The sequence below is a fragment of the Qipengyuania psychrotolerans genome (genome assembly GCF_019711355.1).
GTDB lineage: Bacteria > Pseudomonadota > Alphaproteobacteria > Sphingomonadales > Sphingomonadaceae > Qipengyuania > Qipengyuania psychrotolerans.
On record NZ_CP081297.1, the window covers coordinates 1,824,099 to 1,844,884 of the forward strand.

Sequence of the window (20,786 nt, forward strand, 5' to 3'; positions counted from 1 at the left end):
GCAGGCGGGCTTGGCAATCGGGCTCCGGAAGCGTGCTGGGGAGAACCGAAGCGCCTTGTGTATACCCTGTGCACAAGCCCAAACTTACGGACTGAAACACCTCTTAATCGAGCGGCAGGATTTCCTGGCCTTCATCGCTCGAGAACGGAAAACTGTCGATTCCCAGCTCTTGCAGGCGGTTCACCATCGCCCGCGCTGCGTCGCGCGATTCGTATGGTCCGGATAGCAACCGGTTCGCCTCGCCCCACGGGGTCACGAATGGCCCCTTGCCCGTCAGTGCATCCTCTGACTGGCGGGAAATACGGCGCCAGTCGAAACCCAGGGCTTTGATATCGCGCCCGGTAGCGACCTGTACCCAATGGCGTGCGGGGTGCGCAGGCGGCGGCGGTGCGGCCACTTCGCGCGGCGCTGCGATCCGGGTGATATCGACTGCGCCCGCGCTTGGTGACGCCGTGGTCTGGGCGAGGTTGAAGTCTGAGAATGCGTCCGCCACGCTTGAAACTTGTGGGGCTGGCCGGGTTTGAGCTGCCGGGGCAGCAACCGGTACACTTGCCACCACGACCGGCGCTTCCCGCACCGGCGCTGAGTTCATTGGCGCTGAGTTTACTGGCGCAAGTTCGCCTTGCGGCCTGGGCTGCTCTGCGCGCGCCATCGCCGGCGCCGGAGCTGGAACTGGTGTTGGTGTCGCAGCCGGACCGGGTGTCGGCGTTTGCCCGGCCTCTGCCCGGCGGCTTGTCACCGAACGCGAAAATGCGGGTGTCGAACTAGTCTCAGCGCGCCGCGCTGGCTTGGCAGAGGCTGGCTCTTCACTGGGTTGCTGGCGCGCCCGAGCCCGTTCGAGCTGGGACCCCATTACCGGCCCCTGCGGTGCCAAAGACGCATCCGCTGTTCGCACCGCTGAACGGTCGTACGCGGCAATGGCCGGATCATCGCGCCCGATGGCGGCCGTTCGCGGGAAGACGCCGAGATTTCCGGCGGCGGCTTGCTGCGCCGAGGTGAGCCGCGGCATATAGCGAAGGTAAGGCTCTACCCGTGATGCCATCCGGGGTTGCATCATGTCTTTGGCAATTTGCACCGCAGCCTCGGTGTCGCCCAGAACCGCGAGTCCGAAAGCCCGTGTGCGAAAGGCCGCGTTATCGCCCTCTTGCAACAATGGCAGCAGGGTTGCCTCGAACCCGGCACTGTCGCCCAGGATCGCCTGATTGAGCGCCAGATTACGGCGAACGCTGGCGTTTTCGCCCTGCGCAAGTGCGATCCGGTACTGCTCCTGCGCGCTGGCGGCATCGCCGACTAGATCGAAAGCGAGCCCCCGTTGCTCGGCCATCCGGGCCGGAGCCACTCCTGCCCTTTCTGCTTCCGCAAAAAGGAGCAGAGCCTCTACCGGGCGGCGCGACATCGTATAGGCGTTGGCCAGTCCCAGCGTTACGCGCGGGTTGCTTGGAGAAATATCCTTTGCCCGGCCAAAAAAGCCAATCGCAGCCGGAATATCTCGCAAGGCCAAGGCCGCCTCACCCGCATCCAGCAAGGCGCTGACATCGCCAGAATCGCGCGCCAGTCTTTGCAGGGCGGAATTCAGCTGCGCCGTCCCTTCAGCCGGGAGCGCCTGGACAACCTCCTGGGCCTTTAACGGCAGAGCTGTAACGGCCAGCGCCAGCATGGCCGAGCTGTAGACACCGCGTCTGAAAATCGATCGGTTCATGGCTTTCCCATGCAGCGTCTGAAACGCTGCGGGGTTTTCGAGTACCTTACTGGTTGTTCTGACGGCCGAGGAAGCGCGGGATATTCAGCGAACCGCTGCCGCCTTCGTCATCATCCTCGTCATCGCCGTCATCTGACCCGCCTTCAGGAGCACCCGAACCGCGCGAGAGGTTGGCCATGCGTTCGAACAGAGTGCTACCCAGCGCGGCATTGTCACCTCCGCCGGATGCACCGCCGCCAAGGATCGACTGCTTGCGGCTAGGCTTGCTTGCCAGCGGGCTTTCGCCCTCGGCAAGCTGGTCTGTGCCAAGCTGCAATTCGTCGTGACCGGCGTCGCCTTCACCTCCAAGCGGCTCGGAAAGATCGAGCGGCGGGCGGTCATCGTCATCGCCTTCGTCGGTCCAGCCATCGCCCGCGTCTGCGGAGGCGAAATTGCCATCTTCGGCAGGCGAAGGAACACCTTCGCCATCGTCGCCGTACCCGTCGAAATCGTCGTTTTCATCGTTACGCAGGCCAGCGAGCGGGTCGACGATACCGTCGACATCGTCATCTTCCTCGTCTTCGTCACCGAAATCGGCGGCGCTGGCAGGAGACAGTCCGGCTGTGTTGAATTCACTGCTTCCGGCCGTGACCGCATCATCAGCCGAATATTCGTCTTCCGGATCTGCGGAAAGGCCTTCGCTGAGCTCGAACGGCTCGTCTTCGGCGACGCTCTCGCTCGGCAGGTCGAGGACCGGACGCTGGGGTGCGCGGGCATCCGACATCGAGAAACTGCGCGTCGGGGCAGAAGCTGAAGAGCCGCTTTGTTCAATGCCCGTAGCAACCACGGAAACGCGGATCTTGCCATCGAGGTCGGGGTTGAATGCACTACCCCAGATGATGTTGGCGTCTTCGTCGACCAGTTCGCGAATGTGATTGGCCGCTTCGTCAACTTCGAGCAGCTTCATGTCTTCGCCGCCGATGATCGAGATGATAACACCCTTGGCACCCGCCATGCTGACACCGTCGAGCAGCGGGTTGGCGATGGCATGTTCGGCAGCTTGGAGGGCCCGATTGTCGCCTTCGCCTTCGCCGGTACCCATCATTGCCTTGCCCATTTCCTGCATCACCGAACGCACGTCGGCAAAATCGAGGTTGATGAGGCCGGGCATGACCATGAGGTCGGTGATCGAACGCACGCCTTGCTGCAGCACTTCGTCGGCCAGCATGAAGGCTTCCTTGAAGGTCGTTTCGGCCTTCGCCACCAGGAACAGGTTCTGGTTGGGGATCACGATCAGCGTATCGACGTGCTTCTGCAGTTCTTCGATGCCGGCTTCAGCAGCCTTCATCCGGCGCGAACCTTCGAACAGGAACGGCTTGGTCACAACGCCGACCGTCAGCACGCCCTTCTTGCGGGCAGCTTCTGCGATGACAGGTGCAGCACCGGTGCCGGTACCGCCGCCCATGCCAGCCGCGATGAAGAGCATGTTGCAGCCTTCCAGCGCATCATCGATGTCTTCGACCGTTTCTTCTGCCGCCGCCTTGCCGACTTCGGGGCGAGCGCCAGCGCCCAGTCCGCCGGTGATATCCGGGCCAAGCTGGATGCGCTTTTCCGATGATGAGGTCGAGAGCGCCTGCGCATCGGTATTTGCGACGAGGAATTCCACGCCTTCAATCTCGGCGGCCATCATGTTTGCGATAGCGTTGCCGCCAGCGCCGCCAACGCCGATGACCATGATTTTGGGACGAAGATCGTCGCTGGATGCCGGGCCGATATTGATGCTCATTGAGCTTTCCTCAAAGTAAAAAGTCGTCTGAAAACGTTTATGTCACAACTCGCGCACAAAGCGAATCGCTAAGCCGAAGGTAAACAGCCTTATCCACAAGGCCTAAAGCTCGCGTTACCCTGCGTTACAAGCATCAAAAGTATTCTTTGACCGCTTGCATGACGCGGTTGATCAAACCCAGTCCGGTATAACGCTTGGTTGGCTGGTAACTTGGCCCGATGGAGCGGATGTCTACCGGTTCTTCGGAAGCGTAGAGGCACAGGCCCGCAAGTGTCGCAAATCCCGGCGTTGCATGGGCTTCCGGAAGGCCGCGCAGTGCAGGCGGTTTCCCGGTGCGCACCGGCATTCCCAACGCTCCTTGCATGAACTCCGCGACGCCGTGCAATTCGGCGCCGCCGCCGGTCAGCACGACCTGACCCCCGCTTGCACCGGAAAAGCCCATCGCCTTCAATCCCTTGCCGATCTCGGACGTCATCGCACCCAGTCGATCCGTCACCACCGAAACCAGTTCGGCACGAGGTATGCGGTTGTGTTCGTCCGATCCGCGCGCTGGCTGACCCGATATCTCTTCATCGGGGGCGTTAACAGGGATCATTTCGCGGTGGTCGCTTGGCGTCGCGATGGCGGAGCCGGACACGCACTTGAGCCGTTCCGCCTGACTGCGCCGAATGCCGAGCGATGATGCAAGCGCATCGGTGATATCGTTCGAACCTATGGGGATGGAGCGAAGGCCAAGCAGCATCCCGCCAGCATGGACCGAGACATTGGTCACCTGTGCGCCAATTTCGACCAGCGCCACGCCCAGATCGCGTTCTTCGCCGCTCAGGCAGGCGTAGGCGGCGGCGAGCGGGCTTGCCACCACGCCTTCGACATCGAGGTGTGCGCTTTGCACTGCCTCGATCAGGTTCTTGACTGGTGCACCCTCTGCCAGGGTAACGTGGATATCGACGCCCAGCGATTCAGCGTGAAGGCCCGTGGGGTTCGCGATCCCATGAGCTCCGTCGAGCGTGTAATGCGCCGGTTGGGCGTGCAGCACCATGCGGCCGTCGGGCTGGATGTGATCTCGCGCTGCAAACAGCAGATGTTCGATGTCGTCTTCGTCGATGCGGCGCCCGCCGATAGCGATTTCAACGCTCGCGATCTTGCTGGAAAGCCCGGCCCCGGCGCAGCCGATCCAGACGCTCGACACCGAGGTATTTGCGTTGGCTTCCGCTTTTTCCACTGCATTGCGGATGGCAAGCGTCGCAGCGCGCATATCGGTTACATAACCGCGCTTGATTCCTTCGCTCTTGCGGTGGGAAGATCCGAGCACGACCATTTCCCCATCTTCCGACTGGCCCATGATCATGGCGGACACACGGAAGGAGCCGATGTTCACCGCTCCGAAAACGCGGTTGACCCGCGGAAGAGGTGCTGCCGAGGCCATTATTCCGCGCTCATCCCGCGTGGACACGGGCCATCCTTGCAACGCAGATAGGCCCGGTCCGCAACGCGCATGTCAATCGCGACGGCCTTTCCGCCGATTAGCCGGTTGCGCCCGTCCATCTCGGCAAATTTCACCAGTGCTGCGGGACCCTGGTCGCCTTCTGGAAGGGCCAGCATCTGCCCAGTTTTGAAAGTGAGGTTCCAGCGGCGATTGCCAACCCATTCGGCAGCCACGATCTGCGGTTTCAGAGCCGGTGCCGAGCCAAGCAAGCGGCCCAGATCGGCGACCTGCTTCTGCGCCCCGGGGCCGGAAATGAGCAGCATGCCTTCAGCAGCCTTTGCCGAAACAGGCTCGAGCTCCTGTCCTTCGGGATCGACCAGCATCAGGCGGTCCGGTTTGACCAGCACTGCGTGAGGTTCACGCTCGACGATATCGATCCGCAGCGTATCGGGAAGTTGGCGCGACACCCGCGCATCCTTGACCCACGGCAATTCGAGCAGCCGGTCGCGTATCTCGGCAATCTCCACCAGCGGCATGGGCCGATCGGTTTCGCCGAGCACGCGCTGATAAACGACCTGCTCGCTCATACGGTCTACGCCCGTCACCCGCACCTTGCGCACTTCGTACCCGGCGCGGCTGGCGGACTTCGCCAATTCCGACTTGGCCAGCTCCGGCACGCCTGCATAGCTCGCCACGGTCCAGGCGATGCCCAAACCCGCCGCCACGATCAGGAACAGGAAGAACTTGTGCCACTGCTCTTCGGTAAAGGGCAGAGCAGTCATAGCCCGGTCGAGGAGTCCCGAGGTGTGCCGCTTGGCTGCCCGCGCCTTCTGGCTGCGACTGCGCGCAGCGGTTGAACGCCGCACTCCTGTGGGTTTGCGTTTGACCTTAGCCATCACGCGCATCCTGCCTGCTGGCAAAATCGCGCAGTGCGGCAGCGATAATCGTCTCCACCAGCTCGCCGTATTCCATGCCCGCAAATCTTGCCTGTTCTGGCACCAGGCTGAGCGGCGTCATGCCCGGCTGCGTATTGGTCTCAAGGACGAACAGACCGTCTTCGCCCTGTTCGTCATCCCAGCGGAAGTCCGTGCGACTGGTGCCTTTGCAGCCCAGCAAATTGTGCGCCTTGAGCGCGATTTCGAGGCACAGTTTTTCGATCTGCTCCGGTATTTGGGCCGGACAGATATGGTCGGTCATCCCGTCAGTGTATTTGGCGTTGAAATCGTAGAAGCCGCTTTTCGGCTTGAGCTCGGTCACGGCCAGCGCACGCGGCCCGTCCTCGAAATCGACCACCGCCGATGTCAGCTCCAGCCCGCGGATAAACGGCTCTGCCAGCAATTCGCCAAAGTCCTGCCAGGGGCCCTTGGCGTCCCTCGCGATCGGATTGCCGTAGTTGCCGTCATCGGTGACGATGGCGACACCGACCGAGCTGCCTTCATTGACGGGTTTCAGCACATAGGGGCGCGGCATGGGATCGCGTTCGAACAGGTCTGCGCTCTTGACGATGCGCCCACCGGGCATGGGGATGCCATGCGGGACCAGCGCCTGCTTGGTGAGCTGCTTGTCGATGGCGACTACCGAAGTAGCGAGACCGGAATGCGTGTAAGGCACACCCATCAGATCGAGCATGCCCTGCACCGTGCCGTCTTCACCCGGAACGCCGTGGAGCGCGTTAAACACGACGTCAGGCGCAGCCTCAGCGATACGCGCGGCAACCTGCCGGTCCATATCGATCCGGGTGACCTTGTGCCCGCGCTCTTCCAATGCCTTGGCCACGCCCTCGCCGGACATCAGGCTGACGGGGCGTTCATTGGCCCAGCCGCCCATGAGGACGGCGACGTGGAGTTTTTTGTCCAGGACGCTCACGCTCATTATGGCCTCCCTACCCGCTGGATTTCCCATTCAAGTTCGACGCCCGAATGCGCATAGACACGGCGGCGCACCTCTTCACCCAGACCTTCGATGTCTGCGCTGGTCGCATCGCCGGTATTGATCATGAAATTGGTATGCTTTTCGCTCACCTGCGCGCCGCCCATCGTGAGGCCTCGGCAGCCTGCTGCATCGACCAGTTCCCAAGCTTTCTTGCCGGGCGGGTTCTTGAAGGTCGAACCGCCGGTCTTGGTGCGCAGCGGCTGGGAATTTTCGCGTGCTTCGGCGATGCGGTCCATTTCAGCGCCAATTTTCTCGGGATCGCCAGGCACGCCCTGGAAGCGCGCAGAGACCACTACTGCGCCTTCGGGCAATGCGGAATGGCGATAGCTGTAATCGAGGTCTGCCGCGGGCAGCGTGACCAATTCTCCGCCGGGCATGATGACATCGCAATCGATCAGCACGTCCGACACCTCGCGCCCATAGGCGCCGCCATTCATGCGCACGAAACCGCCGACCGTGCCCGGGATGCCGCGCATGAATTCGAGCCCCGCAACACCTTCATCGCGCGCTGCACTGGCAACGAGTATGCCGTGTGCGCCGCCGCCACAGGTCACGACCTGCTCGTCGATATCGACATTTGCAAACGGTTTGCCCAGCTTGATCACTACGCCGGGTACGCCCCCGTCACGGATGATCATGTTCGAGCCAAGGCCCAGCGCCATAACCGGCAGGTGGCCGTCGAGCCGTTCGAGAAAAAGCTTTAGGTCGTCGAGATCCTCTGGCTCGAACAGCCAATCTGCACAGCCGCCAGTCTTGAACCAGACGAGTTTTGCCAGCGGCGCCTGCGATTTCAGCGAGCCGCGCAAGCCATCGGTTGACACGGGCGCGCTGACGCTGCCCTCGACTTCGCAGTCCGGGGCCATACCGCTATCCCAATTGGGGACGTCGTCCGGCTGCTGCATCACGCGCCGCGCTCCTCAATTATCGCGTCGGCTAGGCCTGCCGCCCATTTCGTGATGTCACCGGCTCCAAGGCACACGACCATGTCGCCCTGCTCGATTTCATCAGCGAGCACTCTTGCGAGATCGGCGCGGTCCTCGACCGTCGCCACGGACCGGTGTCCGCGCGATTTGATTCCGGCGACCAGTGCGGCTGCATCGACGCCTTCGATGGGGTCTTCGCCTGCCTCGTAGACCGGCGTGACATAGACCACGTCCGCTTCGTTGAACGCGCTCTGGAAATCATCCATCAGATCGCGCAGGCGAGTATATCGGTGCGGCTGCATGACGGCGATGACACGGTTTTGCGCCGCTTCGCGTGCAGCGCCGAGAACGGCACGAATTTCCACCGGATGGTGACCGTAATCGTCGATGATCGTGACCTTGCCTTCGCGGGTGGGCACTTCGCCGACCTTGGTGAAGCGGCGGCGCACACCGCCAAAGCTGGAAAACCCGTTACAGATGACTTCGTCGGGACAACCCATCTCGATCGCGACTGCAATCGCGGCAAGCGCGTTCTGCACGTTGTGGCGGCCCGGCATGGGCAGGTTGACGTTCTCGATCCGGCGATCTTCTTCGCCCCGTTGGCGCACGATCACATCGAACCGGTTTCCGCCTTCGTGGGGCTGGACGTTCACGCCGCAAATATCGGCCTGCAGGCTGAAACCATATGTCGTCACCCGGCGGTCGCGGACCTTGCCGATGACGGCCTGAACCTCGGGATGATCTATGCACAGTATGGCCGCGCCATAGAACGGCACATTGTGAATGAATTCGACGAACGCGTCCTTCACCCCGTCAAAATCGCCGTAATGGTCGAGATGTTCGGGATCGATATTGGTGACGACGGCAATTGTCCCGTCCAGACGCAGGAAGCTGCCATCGCTTTCGTCCGCCTCGACAACCATCCAGTCACTGTCACCGAGGCGCGCGTTCGACCCGTATTGCTCGATAATGCCGCCGTTGATGACGGTGGGGTCGACATGTCCTGCATCAAGCAGCGCGGCTATCATGCTGGTCGTGGTGGTCTTGCCATGCGTTCCTGCCACCGCAACAGTGGACTTCAGGCGCATGAGTTCCGCGAGCATTTCGGCCCGGCGCACAACGGGAATGCGGTTTTCCAATGCGAAGGCCACTTCGGGGTTGGTCCTGCGCACCGCAGTGGAAGTGACAACCACGCCGGCACCTTCCACGTTTTCAGGAGCGTGGCCAATTTTGACATCGATCCCCTGGCTGCGCAGGCGTTCGACCGCCGGGCTATCGTTGATGTCGGATCCCTGGACGCTGTAGCCGAGGTTCTTCATCACCTCGGCAATACCGGACATGCCGATACCGCCAATGCCCACGAAGTGGATCGTGCCGATGTCGGTAGGGACACCCTTCATTTCGATATCTCCTTGGAGGCGCCCTGTCCGGCAGGCGCGCCCTGCGTTGCGCCGCGCGCATTGTTACCGCCGACACGAATGACGTCCATCATGTCTGCACCGCCGAAGCTTTCGATGAGATCGGCCAGATCTTCCACCGCTTTGGGGCGTCCGCAGTTCCATGCCGCGTGCGCCGCGTTGGCCAAGGCCTTGGGGTCATCGGCCAGCACGCGAATTTGCTTGGCGAGCTCTTTCGCCTCGAACTTTTCCTGGCGCACCATTCGGGCACCGCCCGCTTTTACCATTTCGCGGGTGTTGGCGGCCTGGTGGTCGTCGGTCGCGATCGGCAGAGGTATCAGAATGCCCGGGCGGCCGACCGCAGTCAGCTCGGCAACAGTCGAAGCACCGGCGCGTCCAATGAACAGATGCGCATCGGCCAAGCGGGTGGCCATGTCTTCGAAATACGTCGCAAGCTCAGCCGGAATGCCGTGATTGCGATAGCGTTCGCGCACCGTGTCGAGGTCTTCTGCGCGGCACTGCTGGGTTACCTGCAACCGCTCGCGAATGGCGGGCGGGAGCATGGCAAGGCCGTCAGGTACGACTTCAGACAGCACGCGCGCGCCCTGGCTGCCCCCGGTGACCAGCACACGCAGCAAGCCGTCCTCGCCATATGCGGGGAACGGTTGTTCACGCAGCGACAGGACGCCTGCGCGCACCGGATTGCCGACAAGGTGGGTCTTCACCTCGTGCTTGGGCTTGAGCCGCTGCACATCAGGATAGGCCGTGGCGATCGCATCGACACGGCCAGACAGCAGCCGGTTCACCCGGCCGAGCACCGCATTTTGCTCGTGAACGACCGTCGGGATGCCGGCAGACGTCGACGCCAGGACTGCGGGAAGCGAGGGATAGCCGCCGAAACCCACGACCGCGCTAGGCTCGAAACTTTCGAACAGACGCAGCGCCATCTTGCGGCCTTCGAGGACCGAACGGAAGCCGCGCAGCCATTGAAGCGGATTCTTGCCGAAACGGCCAGCGGGCAGGACATGCGCGGGCATGAAGTCGGGCTTGCCCGGGATTTCGGCCCCGCGCTCGTCCGTTATCAGCGCCACGTGGTGTCCGCGGCGGTCCAGTTCGGCTGCCAGCGCAAAGGCCGGGAGAAGGTGCCCGCCGGTCCCTCCTGCTGCGAGGACATAATGTCGGTTGGATGTCGTCATTGGTAGATATCGCGCGAGAGCGGCGAGGGTTTATCGGTCATCTTTTCCGACTGCCCGAAACCGATCAGATCGCCAAGCCCCCGCGTGGACCTTTTCAAGTACGGATTACGCCGCGTGATCGCAATCAGCAGGCCGATGGCCAGGCACACGGCAATCGTGGACGACCCGCCATAGCTGACCAGCGGCAGTGTCATGCCTTTCGACGGGAAGAGCTGGAGGTTCACGAGGATATTGATGAACGCCTGACCGCCGAGCAGGGCGACAAGGCCCGTCCCTGCCAGCAGCGCAAACAGATCATCTTCGTCCACCAGCCGCATCAGCACCCGCACGACGATGGCGAGATATAGCAGGACGATCAGACCGCAGGCGATCAGGCCGAATTCTTCGCCGATAACCGAGAATATGTAGTCGGTATGCGCTTCGGGCAGGCTCATCTTGCGGATACCGAGGCCGTAACCCGCACCGGTCCACCCGCCTGCCAGAATGGTGCGGCTGGCAAGGTCGACCTGGTCGAACGCCGTACCGCCGCCAAAGAAAGCGTCGATACGGTGGCGCGCGTTGTCATAGAGGAAGTAAGTCGCAGTGATCCCTGCAATGCCGCCGCCAATTACCCCGCCGAGCCGCTTTACCGGCACTCCGGACAGGACCACCATCACGAACCACACTCCGCCGAACAGGATCGTCCCGCCAAAGTTGGGTTGCAACATCATCAATGCTGCGATCAGCACCAGCAGGGCAGTGGCGATCACAAGAACCGGCAAGTTCGGATCACGCATTCGCCACGACAATATCCACGCCATCGCAATGGCAAATCCGGGCTTGAGGAATTCGGAGGGCTGGAACTGGAAGCCAAGATTGATCCAGCGCCGCGCGCCATTGATCTCGACACCGATGAAAGGGACCAGAAACAACAATCCGATCATCCCGCCAGCCAGCACCACGCCAAGACGGCGAGCATTCTCGCGGCTGAGCATCGAAACGCCCAGCAAGACACCAAGCGCAAGCATCTGCCAGGTGACATGGCGATAAAAGAAATACAGCGGGTCGAGCGTGGTGCTCGATGTGGACAGGCGCCCTGCGCTGGCCGGACTTGCGGCGGCTACGGCGATTGTGCCCAACGTCATGACGAGCAGGACGAGCCCGAGCAGCACGCGGTCGATCTCGCGCCACCAGATCTTGAGTTCGCTCCAGCGGGAAATCTTGCCGCTCGGGATATGCGCAGGCTTGCGTTTCGCGCCGGGAACATAGGGCTGCATGGTGCTCATTTCAGCCCCTCGACCAGTTCGCGGAAATGATCGCCGCGCTTTTCGAAGTCGGCATACTGGTCGAAGCTGGCGCAGGCTGGCGAGAGGAGGACGGTGTCGCCCGCCTCGGCCTTGGCAGCTGCACTGGCGACCGCGCGGTCGAGCGTTTCGCACTGCTCCACCGGCACGCGGCCTTCGAGCAATGTGGCGAACTGGGGTCCGGCCTTGCCGATGGTGTAGGCGGCTTTCACGTGTGGCAATTCGGCCTCGCACTCGCCCAGCCCCGGCTCCTTGGCGAGCCCGCCGAGGATCCAGTGGATGTTGTCGAACGCCGCGAGTGCAGGGGCAGAGGCAGCGGTGTTGGTGCCCTTGCTGTCGTTTACGTAGGCGACACCGGAGATTTCGGCGACCCGCTGCATTCGGTGCGGGAGGCCGGGGAATGTGCGCAAAGCCTGATCAAGGCTGCTTTCCGGGATATCGAACCAGAATGCTGTCAGGATTGCCGCGCTAACATTTTCCCTGTTGTGAGGGCCTTGAAGGCTAGGCCAGTCTGGCTGATCCGGATATTCCTGCCTAGTAACTGGCTGCGCTGATTCAAAGAAGCGCTCGTAGGCCGCTGAACTCGCGGCGTCGCTCGTTCCTATGAGCTTCAGCCCGTCTGCCTCTTGCATCTCGAATAAGCGGATTTTAGCCGCCACATACTTTTCGAAATCACCATCATACCGGTCCAGATGGTCGGGCGTCACATTTAAAAGAACCGCAATATAGCAATCGAGCGAATAGGTCAGGTCGATCTGGTAGCTGGACAGTTCCAGCACATAAACTCCGCCCGCGGGCAGCGGCTCCTGCTCGAGGATCGGCAGGCCGATGTTGCCGCCCATGGTGGTCGGCACGCCTGCGGTCTTGAGGATGTGGTGGACCAGCGCGGTGGTAGTCGATTTGCCATTAGTGCCGGTAATGCCGACAACCTTGTGCGGCGGCAGGTTCGCCCGCGCCTGTGCGAACAGTTCGATGTCGCCGATGACCGGCACGCCAAAGCTGTCGGCATGCGGCTTAATCGGGTGGGTGTTGAGCGGGACACCGGGGCTGACAACCACACCAGCATAGCCGGTCAGGTCCGCTTCCAAAGGATCGCCAATCGCGCAGCGGCCGGCGAAAGGCTCGCGCGCTTCGGCGCGGTCGTCCCACACCAGCACGTTCGCGCCCGCCGCCAGCAAAGCCTCGACCGTCGCCCGGCCGGACCGCGCGAGGCCGAGCACCGCGTATTTCTTGTCCTTCCAGGCAGGTGAAGTGATCATCTCAGCTTGAGCGTCGCGAGCCCCAGGAGTGCGAGCACGATGGCCACGATCCAGAAGCGGATCACGACCTTGCTCTCGGACCAGCCGAGCTGCTCGAAATGGTGGTGGATGGGTGCCATGCGGAACACCCGCCGCCCCGTGCGCTTGAACCAGAAGACCTGGATGATGACCGAAAGCGCCTCGAACACGAACAGTCCGCCGACGATCGCCAGCACGACTTCGTGATGCGTCGCAACCGCGATCGCGCCAAGCGCACCGCCAAGGGCGAGTGATCCGGTATCGCCCATGAATACAGCGGCGGGCGGTGCGTTGAACCACAGGAAGGCAAGGCCCGCACCCATGATGGCTGCACACAGGATGGCCAGTTCGCCTGCACCCGGTACATGCGGGATTCCCAGATATGCGGAATAGTCCACGCGGCCGACGAGATAGGCAATGATCGCGAATGTGCCAGCTGCAATGATCACCGGCATCGTCGCCAGCCCGTCGAGACCGTCGGTAAGGTTCACGGCATTGCCCGCGCCAACGATGACAAAGGCGGCAAACAGATAGTAAAATGGCCCCAGTTCGATCCCGAAATCATTGACGAACGGGACGTAAACGAAGGTGTTGATCTGGCTGACGATGATCCAGCTGGCGGCACCGGCAACGATGAATTCGAACAACAATCGGGTGCGGCCCGAAACGCCCTTGTGGCTGGCCTTGGTCACCTTGTCGTAATCGTCGAGGAAACCGATCAGACCGAAGCCGCCGGTCACGGCAAGGCAGGCCCAGATGAAGGGGTTGGAAAGGTCCATCCACAGCAGCATCGAAATCGTCAGGCTGACGAGGATCATCAACCCGCCCATCGTCGGCGTGCCAACCTTGGCAAGGTGCGTCTGCGGTCCGTCTTCGCGGATCGGCTGGCCTTTGCCCTGCCGCACGCGCAGCATGTCGATGAAGCGCGGGCCGATCAGCAGTCCGATCAGCAGCGCAGTGAGCAGCGTCGCTCCGGCACGCGCCGTCTGGTAGCGGACCAGATTGAACAGGCCTTCGAAATTGAAATACTCGGCGAGGAGGTAAAGCATCGGGCCGCGCGGGGCCTCCTATTCAGGGCGAGTGAAACGGTCCACGAGGCGGCCGAGACCGACCGAATTGGAGCCTTTCACCAGCACCGCGTCGCCCGCCACGATACCGAAGTCTTCGAGCAGCTCCATCGCCTCGTCAGCGGTGTTGCAATGCTCCCACTCAAGCGGCTTGCCAAGCGAGTTTAATACGGGTTTCCCCAGTTCGCCCGCCAAAGCGCGCATCTCGTCGCCAACCAGTACCGCAAAGTCGATGTCGGCGGCGATAATATTCTCGGCCAGCGCGGCGTGGAACTTCGGCGCAAAATCGCCCAGCTCCTTCATCGCGCCGAGCACTGCAATCCGCCGGGTGGACGGTGTAGCACCCAATTGTGCGAGCGTCGCACGCATGCTGGCGGGATTGGCATTGTAACTTTCATCGATCATCAGCGCCTTGCCGCCCGGAACGGCGATGCCGAGCCGTGCGCCGCGTCCCTTGAGGCCACCCATTTCCGCCAGCGCGAGGCCAGCGGCTGCCATGTCTCCGCCTGCCGCGCGTACTGCAGCCATAACGGCGAGCGAGTTCGCCACCCAATGTTCGCCCGGTTCGGCCACCGTATAGCACAGACGGCCCGTGTCGAATTCGCACGTCACGAGACTGCCGCCATTTGCGCTGGGTATCGCATCGAGAAGGCGCATATCCGCGTGGCGCGCCTTGCCGAAGCTGACGACCTTCGCACCGGCGCGCGTGGCGGCAAGCCTTAGCTGGTCGTAATATTCGCTGTCTGCGGGGATGACTGCAGTTCCGCCGGGTTCGAGGCCGGCGAAGATTTCCGCCTTGGCATCGGCGATGGCTTCCATGGAACCGAGGTTTTCAATGTGTGCAGGTGCGATTGTCGTGATGACTGCCACATGCGGGCGAACCTGCGTGGTCAGCCCTTCGATCTCTCCGGCGTGGTTCATGCCCATCTCGAAGACGCCGAAACGGCTGCGCGCGCCCATCCGTGCGAGGCTGAGCGGGACGCCCACGTGATTGTTGTAACTACGCGTGGAACGGTGCGCGGCGCCCCTGCTGGCGCGTTCCAGCGACGCGAAGATAGCTTCCTTGACGCCGGTCTTGCCGACCGAACCGGTCACGCCAATGATGCGCGCCTGCGTGCGGCTGCGGGCAGCCTTGCCCAGCGCTTCGAGTGCAGCGGTAGTGTCGGCGACAAGTACGTGCGGATAATCCACCGGGCGGTCGACCAAGGCAGCGGTCGCGCCATTTTCGAATGCCTTGTCGAGGAAGCGGTGGCCGTCCATTGCCTCGCCCTTCAACGCCACGAATAGATCACCGTAGACTACATCGCGGCTATCCATTTCGACGCCTGCAACCTGGAAATCGCAGCTGGCAGTGCCGCCCGTGGCGGCAGCAATCGCATCCGCACTCCACAGCGTCAGCGGCAGCCGATCGCGCGGATCCTTCGGCCATTCCACGAAGGCAGGGTGACGGAGAATTGCAGCGCTCATGCGTTACCTCTTGCGATTTGCGCCGCGCATTCGCGTGCGACTTCCACGTCGTCGAAGGGAAGGACCTTCATGTTTTCTCCCGATCCGATGATCTGACCCTGTTCGTGGCCTTTGCCTGCGACGAGCACGATGTCGTCACGGCCGGCTTCTGCGATGGCGGCACATATCGCGTCGCGGCGGCCGCCTATCTCTCTTGCTTGGGGCGCACCTTCAAGGACTGCGCGGCGGATATCCGCAGGATCTTCACCGCGCGGATTGTCATCGGTCACAATCACCACGTCGCTTGCCTTTGCGGCGGCTTCGCCCATCGGTGCGCGCTTGCCGTGATCGCGGTCGCCGCCAGCCCCGAAAACCGTAATCAGCTTCCCTCCAACATGGGGACGAAGCGCGGCGATTGCGGCTTCCAAAGCGTCGGGCGTGTGGGCGTAATCGATATAAACCGGCGCGCCGCTGGGCGCGATGACCGCACGTTCGAGGCGGCCGCGGACGGGCTGGAGACGGGCAACGGCATCCCACACCAGGCCCGCGTCTGTGCCGGTGGCAAGCGCCAGACCGGCGGCAGTCAGCGCGTTGGATACCTGATATGCTCCGATCAAAGGCAGGTTGATCGTCCTTTCCGTGTCGCCATGCCGAACGGTGAGCGATTGGCCCAGCTGGGTCGGCTCACGCTTGACGAGGCAGATGTCTTCGCCGGTTTCGCCGACAGTCATGACTTTCAGGCCGCGCTTCCTGGCATGTTCCACAACGCGGGCGTTCCAGTCGCTTCCGTCGAGCCAGATCACGGCGGTCGCGCCGTCGGAAACCACTTCGTCAAACAGCCGCATCTTGGCCGCGAAATAGTCTTCCATGTCCTTGTGGTAATCAAGGTGGTCGCGGCTGAAGTTGGTGAAAGCGGCCGCTTCGACCGGCACACCTTCGTTGCGCGACTGCGACAATCCGTGGCTTGATGCTTCGTAGGCGACGTGGGTTACGCCTTCGCGTGCGAGCCCGCTCATATTCGAAAGGAAAGTCACGATATCAGGCGTGGTCAGTCCGGTGGACACGCTTTCATCTGGCGTCGTGACGCCAAGCGTACCGATACTGGCGGCGCGTTCACCGGCCATGCGCCATATCTGGCGCGTCATTTCCGCGGTGGAGGTTTTTCCGTTGGTCCCGGTGACGGCCACGATGTGTTCCGGAACCGGCGTAAAGAATTGCGCCGCGAGCTGGGCGAATGCCCTGCGCGGATTGGCGGCGGCAATATGGACTGCGCCTTCAACCACTGCTTCGGGACGTGCGACAACCGCGATGGCACCGGCATCAATCGCTGCGGGAATGTAATCCTCGCCATTGACGACGCTGCCTTGGAACGCGCCGAAGACGGTGCCCGGGGCAACCTTGCGATTGTCGATCGCAAAGCCGGTCACATTCGCATCGCAATCACCTTCGCACGCGAGGCCGGCGTTGTCGCATAGCTTGCCCAGCTTCACTCGCTTGCCTCCGGAATGAGCGGCTTGATGGCCGAGATATCGATGTCGCGCGTATCGTCCGGCCTCACGCCGATCAGCGGGCCGATGCGGGGAACCAGACGGCCGACGATGGGCGCTGCGTTCCATGCCGCGGTCCGCTGGTACGAACTTGCCAGCGTGCCGCGCGGTTCATCGAGCATGGCGACGACCACATAGCGCGGACGATCCATCGGGAAGGCAGCCGCGAAGGTCGAAACCAGAGCGGTCTTGCGGTAGCCATTGGCGCCAGGCTTCTCTGCCGAGCCGGTCTTGCCGCCGACACGGTAGCCGGGCGCATCAGCGTTGCGGCCGGTGCCATAGACCGAAATCGCCCTGAGGATCTGGCGCATCCGGCTCGAAGTTGAAGCCTTGAAGACCCTGCGGCCCTTGGGTGCCTCGCCAGGACCGAGTTTCTTCAGCGTGGCCGGACGCCAGATGCCGCCGTTGACCATTGCGGCGTAAGCGCTGGCGAGATGCAGGGGCGATACGGCAATGCTGTGACCGAAGCCGACTGTCATGTTCGTCAGTCGCGGCCATTTCTCGCCCGGCCAGATCGGGAACCCCTTGGCGGGAAGTTCGATATGCGGACGCTCGTTCATGCCGAGGTCGATCATGTACTGGCGCAGGCGTTCCGAACCCATCTCATCGGCGATGCGCGCAGTGGTCGTGTTCGATGAGTGGATCAAGGTTTCGACCGCGTTGAGAGTATTGCCCATTGCGTGACTATCGCGGATTGTGAAACGCCCGACTTTCACCGGCGTCGCGTCATAACGTTTCCCCAGGTCGCGGATCGTGCCGGAATCGATGGCGGCCGCAACGGTGAGGGGTTTGAAAGTGGAACCCAGTTCGTAAACCTGGTTGGTGACCCGGTTGAACATCAACTGCTGGCCCTGCTCGTCGATCTTGTTGGGATCGAATTCCGGCAGTGATGCCAGCGCAAGCACTTCGCCTGTGTCTACGTCCAGCACGATGCCCGCACCGCCCTGTGCCTGGGTCAGCTTCATGCCGCGACGAAGCTCATCCTCCAGTGCGCCCTGCACTCGCACGTCAACCGACAATGCGACCGGCGTTCCGCGGGTTTCGGGATTGCTGAGATGCTCGTTCAGCACCTGCTCCATACCGACACGGCCCGTACCATCCGCCGCGACATAGCCAAGCACATGCGCGCCCATCTTGCCTTGCGGATAATGGCGGTCCTGTTCCATCGGAACTTCGAGCGCCAACTCGCCAATTTCCTGCACCTGATTGGCTTCTTCAGGCAGCAAGCGGCGGCGCAGATAACCCTGCTTGCCGGAAGCCAATTGAGCGGTCAGCTTCGCCTCGTCGAGATCAGGGAAAATCGCGACGAGTTTCTGCGCCACGCTTCGCGGCGAACCCACAAGCGGTTCACCTTTCTCTCCCAAGGCCTCGGGATTGAACCACAGCGCGTAGGCCGGAAAGGCGCGCGCCATTGGTACGCCGTTGCGGTCGGTGATTTCGCCGCGTGGCGGCAACAAGGCGTCAGCCAGCGTAGTGGCGCGCGCTTCTGATCCGTTCATGCCAAGATACGAAATGCGGAGGAGCGCGATGATCGCCACGAAGGCGAATACCACGACAATCCAGAGAAGCCGCCAGCGGGCAAGATCGAGCGAGCGCTGGCGCAGCGTGACCAGTTGCACTCGCCCGCTTGCGACAGCCATGCTTACAGCGCCCGGTCCGCCATGAATGGCGGAAAAAGCGTTCACCGCGCCACCTCAGCCGAAGCGAGGGAAGCCTTGGTCGGCTGTGACAGGCGCTGCGCCAGAGTTGTAGCGAGGCCGTTTGCGGCTTCTCGCCTGGCGACGGCGGGAGGTTGTTCCTCCTCGCCGAGCCAGTCCCCGAAGATGCTCTCTTCGTTTTCGCCCTGGCTGACAGGGCGAAGCATCGCGACACGGATGGGCTGCGGGGCATTGATACCGCGCGGAGTTCCCAGCGCGGCAAGTTGGCGCTCCTGCTCGACGTATTGGTCGGCGCGGGGCGCGGAATAGCCAAACTCGACCTGGTTCCATGCAGCAAGCTGGTGCTGGCTGGCGCGGGTCTGGAATTCGGTTTCAAGCATCAGCTTGGAATGTTCGGCGGCAATGATCTGCCGTTCGACCAGGCGGACTTCGCTCTTCACTGCGTTCACCTTGAAGGTGAGCGCGAGCAATGCCGCCAGGCACGCGCCCAGCGTAAGCAGCCAGCCGATCTGACGGACGCGGGAAGACTGGAACATTACGCTGCCTCCCTTGCCGGCGCGCCGGTACGCGCCGCGTGGCGCAGAACGGACGAGCGGGCACGCGGATTACGCTCGATCTCGGCTTCGGACGGCTTGATCGCCTTGGACACGGAGGTGAAGACCGGATCGCGCTGCGCTGCCATCGGGACATGACGCGAGGCGCTTGGGGTTGAAGATGCCTCGCGCAGGAAGCGCTTGACGATCCGGTCCTCTAGGCTGTGGAAGCTGACCACGGCAAGGCGGCCCCCTTCCCTCAGCAGGTGTTCGGCAGCCGACAGCCCTTGGGACAGTTCGTCGAGCTCGCCGTTCACGTGAATTCTGATGGCCTGGAATGTGCGGGTGGCCGGGTCTTTCTTGTCGTGCGGCTTGTAACCCAGCGCCTTGCGCACCACGCGCGCCAGTTCACCGGTGGTTTCCAGCGGGCGCGCGGCCACGATGGCGCGGGCAACGCGGCGCGACTGACGCTCTTCGCCGTATTGGTAGATAACGTCGGCGATCACCGATTCCTCGGCAGTGTTGAGGAAATCAGCCGCGGTTTCGCCGTCCTGGCTCATCCGCATGTCGAGCGGGCCGTCAGCCGAGAAGGCAAAGCCCCGCTCCGCCTGGTCGAGCTGCATCGAAGACACGCCGATATCCATGACAACGCCGTCGACCTTGGCAACGCCGGCCGACGTCATGACATCAAGCATGTCGGAAAACCGGCTCGGGTGAAGAATTAGGCGGGGCGGAGTTTGCTCCGTCTCCCGCCATTTGCGACCCGAAGCAATAGCATCGGGGTCTCTGTCGAATGCGTGTACGGTCGCGCCGCGGTCCAGCAGGGCGCGGGTATAGCCGCCAGCACCAAAGGTGGCGTCGATAATCACGTCGCCCGGTTGCGGATCGAGTGCGTCAACGACCTCGTCGAGCAGGACTGGAATGTGAGGCGCGCCGTTCATTTGGACTTCGCCTTTGCTTCAGCGAGGAAGCTTTCGCAGGCAGCCTTGGCACCTGCCCAGTCGTCACCCATTTCAGCGAGCTGCTCGGGGTTCCACAAGGTGAAGAAGCGCCCGCCGCCCTGGAAATACAGACCGCCGTCGATCCGGCCAAGGCTGCGCAGGTGGTCGGGCATCACGAAGCGTCCGCTGTCATCGAACGGCATTTCCTGAAAGCCGAACAGCTGGCTGGCGCGCGTGTCGCGGTCGAATTCCTTGCCGAGGCGCACTGCCATCTCTTCTTCACGGTCGAGTTGGGCATTGAGTTCGTCTTTGCGCGACAGGCCGAAACCGACGAGGCAGTTCCAGGTCGGGTGCTTCATCAGGCAGAGCACGCGGCCGTCGCTGGATTCCTTGAGAGCCTTGCGGAAGATCGGCGGAAGCACAAAGCGGCCCTTGTCGCCAGCAGGCGAGTAGGCTTGTCCGCTGTACCCTCCGAATTGCACTTTCCGCCCCCGTCCCCGGTTCGTGTTCAACATCCCCTGTCGGACAAAGCTTCTCCGCCCCGGCCAAGCGCGTGCTCGGTCGGCTCGCTCAACTCGTTGATTGAACGCGCAAAGACAGTGGCTGTCCGATGTCATGAAGAATTACCGCGTGTGAGGCGGGGATGGAAGGGAAAATTGCGGGATTTTACGGGATAACCCAGTAAACTATTGATTT

Annotated in this window: 17 protein-coding genes; all 17 read right to left on the reverse strand. The window is 62.4% G+C overall.

Annotated elements, in window-relative coordinates; translation table 11 throughout:
• Nucleotides 1-103: 103 nt before the first annotated feature.
• Nucleotides 104-1,699 (reverse strand): SPOR domain-containing protein, encoded by a 1,596-nt coding sequence (locus K3166_RS08985; protein ID WP_221421925.1) that lies wholly within the window; start codon nt 1,697-1,699, stop codon nt 104-106.
• 46 nt (nt 1,700-1,745) lie between these two features.
• Nucleotides 1,746-3,464, reverse strand: coding sequence for a cell division protein FtsZ (ftsZ, locus tag K3166_RS08990; protein ID WP_221421926.1), 1,719 nt, complete (start codon nt 3,462-3,464; stop codon nt 1,746-1,748).
• Nucleotides 3,465-3,597: 133 nt separating this feature from the next.
• Entirely contained in the window at nt 3,598-4,890 is a 1,293-nt protein-coding gene (gene ftsA / locus K3166_RS08995; RefSeq protein WP_221424044.1) for a cell division protein FtsA, read from the reverse strand.
• Entirely contained in the window at nt 4,890-5,786 is an 897-nt protein-coding gene (locus tag K3166_RS09000) for a cell division protein FtsQ/DivIB (protein ID WP_221421927.1), read from the reverse strand. The genes ftsA and K3166_RS09000 overlap by 1 nt, the downstream gene beginning before the upstream one ends.
• A complete protein-coding gene (locus tag K3166_RS09005; protein WP_221421928.1) occupies nt 5,779-6,762 on the reverse strand; it encodes a D-alanine--D-alanine ligase in 984 nt (327 codons plus the stop codon). Before K3166_RS09005 ends, K3166_RS09000 begins: the two co-directional genes overlap by 8 nt.
• Nucleotides 6,762-7,685: a UDP-N-acetylmuramate dehydrogenase gene (gene murB, locus K3166_RS09010; protein WP_247714789.1), complete on the reverse strand. Its 924-nt coding sequence runs from the start codon at nt 7,683-7,685 to the stop codon at nt 6,762-6,764. The genes K3166_RS09005 and murB overlap by 1 nt, the downstream gene beginning before the upstream one ends.
• A gap of 38 nt (nt 7,686-7,723) precedes the next feature.
• Entirely contained in the window at nt 7,724-9,145 is a 1,422-nt protein-coding gene (gene murC, locus K3166_RS09015; protein ID WP_221421929.1) for a UDP-N-acetylmuramate--L-alanine ligase, read from the reverse strand.
• Nucleotides 9,142-10,338 (reverse strand): undecaprenyldiphospho-muramoylpentapeptide beta-N-acetylglucosaminyltransferase, encoded by a 1,197-nt coding sequence (gene murG / locus K3166_RS09020; RefSeq protein WP_221421930.1) that lies wholly within the window; start codon nt 10,336-10,338, stop codon nt 9,142-9,144. The genes murC and murG overlap by 4 nt, the downstream gene beginning before the upstream one ends.
• The gene (locus K3166_RS09025) at nt 10,335-11,594 is read right to left on the reverse strand and encodes an FtsW/RodA/SpoVE family cell cycle protein (protein ID WP_247714790.1); all 1,260 of its coding nucleotides are present in this window, start codon (nt 11,592-11,594) and stop codon (nt 10,335-10,337) included. The genes murG and K3166_RS09025 overlap by 4 nt, the downstream gene beginning before the upstream one ends.
• Nucleotides 11,595-11,599: 5 nt before the next feature.
• A complete protein-coding gene (murD, locus tag K3166_RS09030; RefSeq protein ID WP_221421932.1) occupies nt 11,600-12,880 on the reverse strand; it encodes a UDP-N-acetylmuramoyl-L-alanine--D-glutamate ligase in 1,281 nt (426 codons plus the stop codon).
• Nucleotides 12,877-13,947 (reverse strand): phospho-N-acetylmuramoyl-pentapeptide-transferase, encoded by a 1,071-nt coding sequence (mraY, locus tag K3166_RS09035; RefSeq protein ID WP_221421933.1) that lies wholly within the window; start codon nt 13,945-13,947, stop codon nt 12,877-12,879. Before mraY ends, murD begins: the two co-directional genes overlap by 4 nt.
• 18 nt (nt 13,948-13,965) lie before the next feature.
• Nucleotides 13,966-15,432 carry a UDP-N-acetylmuramoyl-tripeptide--D-alanyl-D-alanine ligase gene (locus K3166_RS09040; RefSeq protein ID WP_221421934.1) on the reverse strand — a complete coding sequence of 489 codons (1,467 nt, stop codon included), beginning with the start codon at nt 15,430-15,432 and terminating at the stop codon, nt 13,966-13,968.
• A complete protein-coding gene (locus tag K3166_RS09045) occupies nt 15,429-16,901 on the reverse strand; it encodes a UDP-N-acetylmuramoyl-L-alanyl-D-glutamate--2,6-diaminopimelate ligase (RefSeq protein ID WP_221421935.1) in 1,473 nt (490 codons plus the stop codon). The genes K3166_RS09040 and K3166_RS09045 overlap by 4 nt, the downstream gene beginning before the upstream one ends.
• Entirely contained in the window at nt 16,898-18,598 is a 1,701-nt protein-coding gene (locus K3166_RS09050) for a peptidoglycan D,D-transpeptidase FtsI family protein (protein ID WP_221424046.1), read from the reverse strand. The genes K3166_RS09045 and K3166_RS09050 overlap by 4 nt, the downstream gene beginning before the upstream one ends.
• A 41-nt stretch (nt 18,599-18,639) precedes the next feature.
• Nucleotides 18,640-19,152 carry a hypothetical protein gene (locus tag K3166_RS09055; protein WP_221421936.1) on the reverse strand — a complete coding sequence of 171 codons (513 nt, stop codon included), beginning with the start codon at nt 19,150-19,152 and terminating at the stop codon, nt 18,640-18,642.
• Nucleotides 19,152-20,090: a 16S rRNA (cytosine(1402)-N(4))-methyltransferase RsmH gene (rsmH, locus tag K3166_RS09060; protein ID WP_221421937.1), complete on the reverse strand. Its 939-nt coding sequence runs from the start codon at nt 20,088-20,090 to the stop codon at nt 19,152-19,154. Before rsmH ends, K3166_RS09055 begins: the two co-directional genes overlap by 1 nt.
• Nucleotides 20,087-20,572 carry a division/cell wall cluster transcriptional repressor MraZ gene (locus K3166_RS09065; protein WP_247714590.1) on the reverse strand — a complete coding sequence of 162 codons (486 nt, stop codon included), beginning with the start codon at nt 20,570-20,572 and terminating at the stop codon, nt 20,087-20,089. The genes rsmH and K3166_RS09065 overlap by 4 nt, the downstream gene beginning before the upstream one ends.
• Nucleotides 20,573-20,786 lie beyond the last annotated feature (214 nt).

Bases quoted from the DNA above. Each gene is read 5' to 3' on its own strand.
- mraY (WP_221421933.1), bottom strand. From the start codon at position 13,947: ATGCTTTACCTCCTCGCCGAGTATTTCAATTTCGAAGGCCTGTTCAAT.
- murG (WP_221421930.1), bottom strand. From the start codon at position 10,338: ATGACGACATCCAACCGACATTATGTCCTCGCAGCAGGAGGGACCGGC.
- murC (WP_221421929.1), bottom strand. From the start codon at position 9,145: ATGAAGGGTGTCCCTACCGACATCGGCACGATCCACTTCGTGGGCATT.
- murD (WP_221421932.1), bottom strand. From the start codon at position 12,880: ATGATCACTTCACCTGCCTGGAAGGACAAGAAATACGCGGTGCTCGGC.
- rsmH (WP_221421937.1), bottom strand. From the start codon at position 20,090: ATGAACGGCGCGCCTCACATTCCAGTCCTGCTCGACGAGGTCGTTGAC.
- K3166_RS09000 (WP_221421927.1), bottom strand. From the start codon at position 5,786: ATGGCTAAGGTCAAACGCAAACCCACAGGAGTGCGGCGTTCAACCGCT.
- ftsA (WP_221424044.1), bottom strand. From the start codon at position 4,890: ATGGCCTCGGCAGCACCTCTTCCGCGGGTCAACCGCGTTTTCGGAGCG.
- K3166_RS09055 (WP_221421936.1), bottom strand. From the start codon at position 19,152: ATGTTCCAGTCTTCCCGCGTCCGTCAGATCGGCTGGCTGCTTACGCTG.
- K3166_RS09040 (WP_221421934.1), bottom strand. From the start codon at position 15,432: ATGAGCGCTGCAATTCTCCGTCACCCTGCCTTCGTGGAATGGCCGAAG.
- murB (WP_247714789.1), bottom strand. From the start codon at position 7,685: ATGGCCCCGGACTGCGAAGTCGAGGGCAGCGTCAGCGCGCCCGTGTCA.
- K3166_RS08985 (WP_221421925.1), bottom strand. From the start codon at position 1,699: ATGAACCGATCGATTTTCAGACGCGGTGTCTACAGCTCGGCCATGCTG.
- K3166_RS09025 (WP_247714790.1), bottom strand. From the start codon at position 11,594: ATGCAGCCCTATGTTCCCGGCGCGAAACGCAAGCCTGCGCATATCCCG.
- K3166_RS09005 (WP_221421928.1), bottom strand. From the start codon at position 6,762: ATGAGCGTGAGCGTCCTGGACAAAAAACTCCACGTCGCCGTCCTCATG.
- K3166_RS09050 (WP_221424046.1), bottom strand. From the start codon at position 18,598: ATGGCTGTCGCAAGCGGGCGAGTGCAACTGGTCACGCTGCGCCAGCGC.
- ftsZ (WP_221421926.1), bottom strand. From the start codon at position 3,464: ATGAGCATCAATATCGGCCCGGCATCCAGCGACGATCTTCGTCCCAAA.